Origin of the sequence: Chryseobacterium sp. VD8, assembly GCF_037149975.1 — a bacterium.
GTDB classification, from domain to species: domain Bacteria; phylum Bacteroidota; class Bacteroidia; order Flavobacteriales; family Weeksellaceae; genus Chryseobacterium; species Chryseobacterium indicum.
The window spans coordinates 1-4,648 of record NZ_JBBCQL010000299.1 but is presented as its reverse complement, the minus strand read 5'-3'; the positions used below and the strand labels follow the sequence as shown (position 1 = coordinate 4,648).

Below are 4,648 nucleotides of genomic sequence, written 5' to 3'. Positions count from 1 at the left end.
ATTTCTGATTTCGCTTTTTCTGCATCTTTTTCATCGGAATGATAGATAATCGGAATATCTGCTCCTTCTTCAGCAAAAAGCAATGCAGCTACTTTACCTATTCCGCTGTCAGCTCCTGTGATAAGAGCGGTTTTACCGTCTAATTTCAATTTCCTCATTATTTTAAAATTAAAAGCTGATTGATCTCACTTTTAAAACAGCCTAAAATAAATTCAGTGTAATACAACTGAGCGTTCAAAGCCTGTGTTTTCGGATGAAGTTCCAGTTTTTTAGTGAGAACAATTTCTCCTTTGTAGGCAAAAGAAAAGTAAGCAAAAATCTTATACGAAGAATTACGGATCGGCGTACAATATCCTGTTGTGGCAATAGACCAGTCGGATTCGAAAAACTTTGCGACATTAAGAGCCATAGTTTCTGCGATATTTTCCGAAACGCAGTCACATTCTTCACCTTCTGTCTGATCTACATTCAGAAGTCTCACTTTTTCGGGTAAAGTATAGGCTGTCATTCCGCCTTTGTAAAACAATGATGCATTGGGCATTTGTGAAAAGGCAAGCTGTAAACATCCGGAGGTTACGCTTTCTACCACAGAAATTGTTTCATCAGCGGTAATCAGCGACTGACTGATGTAATCTAAGAGGTTTTTTTGAAATTCCATAATCTTTACTATTTTATGTGGTTGTGGTGTATATCTAATTTTGTCTTTTCAGATCAAAATTTATTACGTGTTTCTTTCGGCTTCTAGCTCCCAGACTCTGTGGCTGGCAATTGCCTGTATAAATTTACTGTCAGGCTCAGGATCTTCCCAGATTACAATGGCAGGATCTTCATGTTTTCTTAAACCGACATTGCTGTTTTTGTAAAGCGTTTCTGTACCTTCATCAAAATAAATTGCTTTACAGTGTTTGTACGCTTCATTGATGAACTGTAACACTTTGTGCTTGTTGTCCGCTTTCATAAGCTCTTTTGCAGAATCTTCTCCTGCCCCAATGAATAAAGCATCAAAACAGACACTTGATGTACTGGTAAGGGAATGTTTCGGCGTTAAAGAAGAACCATTATCCGTTTTTACCTGAGCTAAGTTCGGCGCAATAATTTCAACAACTGCCTTCTCACTTTCCAGTTTATTTTTTAGATCATTTATAGTGCCAAAATTGGCTCCATCAGCGATAATAAAGCCAATTTTTCTTCCCTGTATGGTATTTTTTACGGTATTTGCCATACTTAAAGCTTCAGAAGCTCTCGTATGTGCTTCTCTTTCTTCACTTTGCAGGTCTACAGGATTGCTGTCTGCCGGAAGGCTTTTATTAGGGAATTCCAGCTCTTTTACTTCAACGCCTACATTTAAAGCAACCGTCTTTGCTAAAGATTTATCAATGAAATTAAGCTGTCCCACCATTCTTTCTCTGATTTCCGGAATGGTAACTTTCGACAGTTCAAAAATCAGAGCATTCTGAAGGTGAGTTTTTTCATGATCGGTCTGGCTGTTGTAAAATAATTTTGCCTGAGAATAATGATCTACAAAGCTTTCACTTCTGGCTCTTATCTTTGTTCCTGAAACTCTTTCCTGATGTGAAGTAAATCCGCCTTCGGACATCATTGCCTGAAAAGGGCATCCTCCTCCGATGGAATTGGGTTCGTAGCTTACTTTTCCTTTCACGATCTGCTGTCTCATGTGTCCGTCACGCTGGTTGTTGTGAACGGTATTTACAGATCTGTTGATTGGAATTTCATGAAAATTGGGCGAACCTAGTCTTGAAAGCTGTGTATCTGTATAGGAAAATAATCTGCCTTGCAGAAGCGGATCGTTGGTAAAATCAATACCCGGAACAAGATGTCCCGGATGGAAAGCCACCTGCTCTGTTTCAGCAAAGAAATTATCAGGATTTCTGTTTAAAGTTAACGTTCCGAAAATTTCTACCGGCACTTCTTCTTCAGGAATAATTTTGGTGGGATCGAGAAGATCAAAATCGAATTTATCTTCATCTTCTTCAGGAATTAATTGTACCCCGAAATCCCACTCCGGAAAATTTCCGCTTTCGATAGATTCCCAAAGGTCTCTTTTATGAAAATCCGGATCTACTCCCGAAATTTTCTGCGCTTCGTCCCAAGCTACGGAATGGACGCCTAATTTTGGTTTAAAATGAAACTTTACAAAATGGGCTTTTCCTTCATCATTAATAAATCTGAAGGTATGAACGCCGAACCCTTCCATTCTGCTGAAACTTCTCGGGATGGCTCTGTCGCTCATCAGCCACATAATCATGTGCATACTTTCGGGCATCAGCGAGATAAAATCCCAGAATGTATCGTGCGCCGAAGCTGCCTGCGGAATTTCATTATGAGGTTCGGGTTTTACAGCATGAACAAGATCCGGAAACTTAATAGCATCCTGAATAAAAAAAACAGGCATATTGTTTCCTACAAGATCATAATTTCCTTCTTCTGTGTAGAATTTTACGGCAAAACCTCTTACGTCTCTTGCCAGATCTGTACTTCCCCTACTTCCTGCAACCGTAGAAAACCGAACGAAAACAGGAGTTTCTTTTCCTACTTCAGTTAAAAATTTAGCTTTTGTATATTCTTTAAGATTTTTCTTTAAAGTAAAAACGCCGTGCGCTCCCGATCCGCGTGCATGAACAATTCTTTCCGGAATTCTTTCGTGATCAAAGTGGGTAATTTTTTCTCTCAGAATAAAGTCTTCCAGTAAAGTGGCACCTCTTTCTCCGGCTTTCAGGGAATTTTGGTTGTCGTTTATCTTTAAACCCTGATTAGTGGTAAGTTTCGTTTCTTCGTTGGATGTTTTGTGTGATTCAAGCTGATCCAGCTTATCATTTGTCGGTTTTTTGTCTTTCATAATTCTGATATTTTGTGGTTTATTTATACATGACAAAATAAAACGGATGCGGTTCTATTTTAGTTTTGTCATTTCTGTTTCGGTTTTCATATATTTTTCGAAGTAGTGAAAATCTTCTTTGCATTTAATGGAGAGATAAAACATAATCTGTTCCGGTTCTCTTATTCCTATGGTATCTGCACCGTAATATTTGGCGATCAATGCCTTTATATCTTCATTTTCAGGATCTTTTAAAACAATAAAAAGCAGAAAAATATTTTCCCTGATTTCTTTGGCATAGATTTCAGCGCCTTCTTCAAACCATTTTCCTCTGTTTTTAATTTTTGTAAAATGATCGGATTCTAAGTTTTTTACAATATTTCTGCAATTCATCTATTTAATTATCTTAGTTAAAAGCCATATAGAAAAAATCTACATGGCTTATTTATATTATTCTTCCTGCTCTGCATCGAAATTGATGTAGGTTTCGGCGATCTCCGTAAGATCATAGTCTGTGTCTTCTTCCTCCTGAAGCGTTTTTTCCAGAAGATCTGCTGCCTTATCATGTCCCATGGTAATGGCAAGCTGGGCAAGTCCGCCATAAGTGGCGATTTCGTAATGTTCAACTTTCTGGGCTGCGATAATAAGTGCTGCATCACGCGTCATAGAACCTTCTTCGGTAGATTTTATAATTTCTTCACCTTCTTCGATGATTCCTTTAATTGCCTTGCATTCTTTTGTTTCGGGAGTTTCATCAATCAATTTAAAAACTTTTTCAAGCCGGCTTACGTGCTTTTTCGTCTGAAGCTGATGATCTTCGAAAGCTTCCTTTAATTCTTCCGTTGTAGCAGCTTCCTGCATTTTGTCTAAGGCATCAATAATTGCATTTTCCGCGAAATAGATGTCTTTAAGTGCAGAAACAAAAAACTTATGAAGCGGAGAATTTTTCATCTCACTTTCATTTACGGAAGCATTATCTGCCTGTATGTTTTTTTTAGAGGCAGAAGCTGCTGTTTCTGCAGTTGCCGAAGAATCTTTAACCGTGCTGTTATCTTTATTTTCTGTGGTTTTGGTTGCCATAATTTTGCTTTTGGTGTTTAAGTTTATGAAAAGATTACCCCTTTACATAATCACAAATAAAGAGGTAATCTGAAAAAGAATTATGAATTACGTCTGCCTCCAAATCCCGATCTGCCGGAACCTGAAGATCTTCCGCCTCCGTGAGAAGCCTGTCCTCCCATACGAGCGATTCTCGTACGTTCGGCTTTGCTCATTGATGCGAAACCTCTTCTTGAAGTTCCGTTACCAGATCCTGAACTGGAGCTTCGACCTGAACCGCTGCTGTTTCCTGATCTTGAACCTGAACCTGAGTTTCCTCTGCTGCTTCCTGAATTGGAATTCGATGATCTTCCGGAGTTTGAGCCGGAACCCGAACCGGATCTTCCGCCACTGTTTCTGCTTCCTCTCGGTCTTCCCGGATTATCATGTCTGTGATCATAATTATCGTCGTTTGAGTTACCCGAAGATGACCTTCCTCTTCCGCCGGATCTTGAACCCGATCCTGATCCTGATCTGCCGGAATTTGAACCTGAAGATCTTCCCGATCCGCTGCGCGAACCTCCTCTTCCGCTTCCTGAAGTAAATCTTCCCTGGTTGTCTCTCTGCTGATTTCCGTTTCCGCTTCTTCCTCTTCCACGACCTCTGTTGTCGTTATCGTCTTCATCGTCGTCGTAATCTTCATCATCATAGTCATCGTCGTCATAATCTTCATCATCATAGTCCTCGTAGCTGTTTTCATAATCATCGTCTTCA

6 protein-coding genes are annotated in these 4,648 nt (G+C 39.5%); all 6 read right to left on the bottom strand.

The genetic code is table 11. The features are described from left to right. Positions 1 to 158, bottom strand: a 158-nt coding sequence (locus WFK35_RS20855; protein ID WP_336734420.1) for an SDR family NAD(P)-dependent oxidoreductase, incomplete at its 3' end; no start/stop codon positions are given. Beyond that, positions 158 to 658, bottom strand: coding sequence for a CinA family protein (locus WFK35_RS20850; RefSeq protein WP_214589807.1), 501 nt, complete (start codon positions 656 to 658; stop codon positions 158 to 160). The genes WFK35_RS20855 and WFK35_RS20850, both read right to left, overlap by 1 nt. A 63-nt stretch (positions 659 to 721) precedes the next feature. Then, the gene (locus WFK35_RS20845) at positions 722 to 2,857 is read right to left on the bottom strand and encodes a catalase (RefSeq protein WP_336734418.1); all 2,136 of its coding nucleotides are present in this window, start codon (positions 2,855 to 2,857) and stop codon (positions 722 to 724) included. 54 nt (positions 2,858 to 2,911) lie between these two features. After that, positions 2,912 to 3,229 (bottom strand): hypothetical protein, encoded by a 318-nt coding sequence (locus WFK35_RS20840; protein WP_336734416.1) that lies wholly within the window; start codon positions 3,227 to 3,229, stop codon positions 2,912 to 2,914. 57 nt (positions 3,230 to 3,286) lie between these two features. Continuing rightward, positions 3,287 to 3,916, bottom strand: coding sequence for a YciE/YciF ferroxidase family protein (locus tag WFK35_RS20835; protein WP_336734414.1), 630 nt, complete (start codon positions 3,914 to 3,916; stop codon positions 3,287 to 3,289). An 80-nt stretch (positions 3,917 to 3,996) separates the two neighbouring features. Beyond that, the coding region (locus tag WFK35_RS20830; protein WP_336734412.1) for a KGG domain-containing protein at positions 3,997 to 4,648 on the bottom strand (652 nt) is incomplete at its 5' end.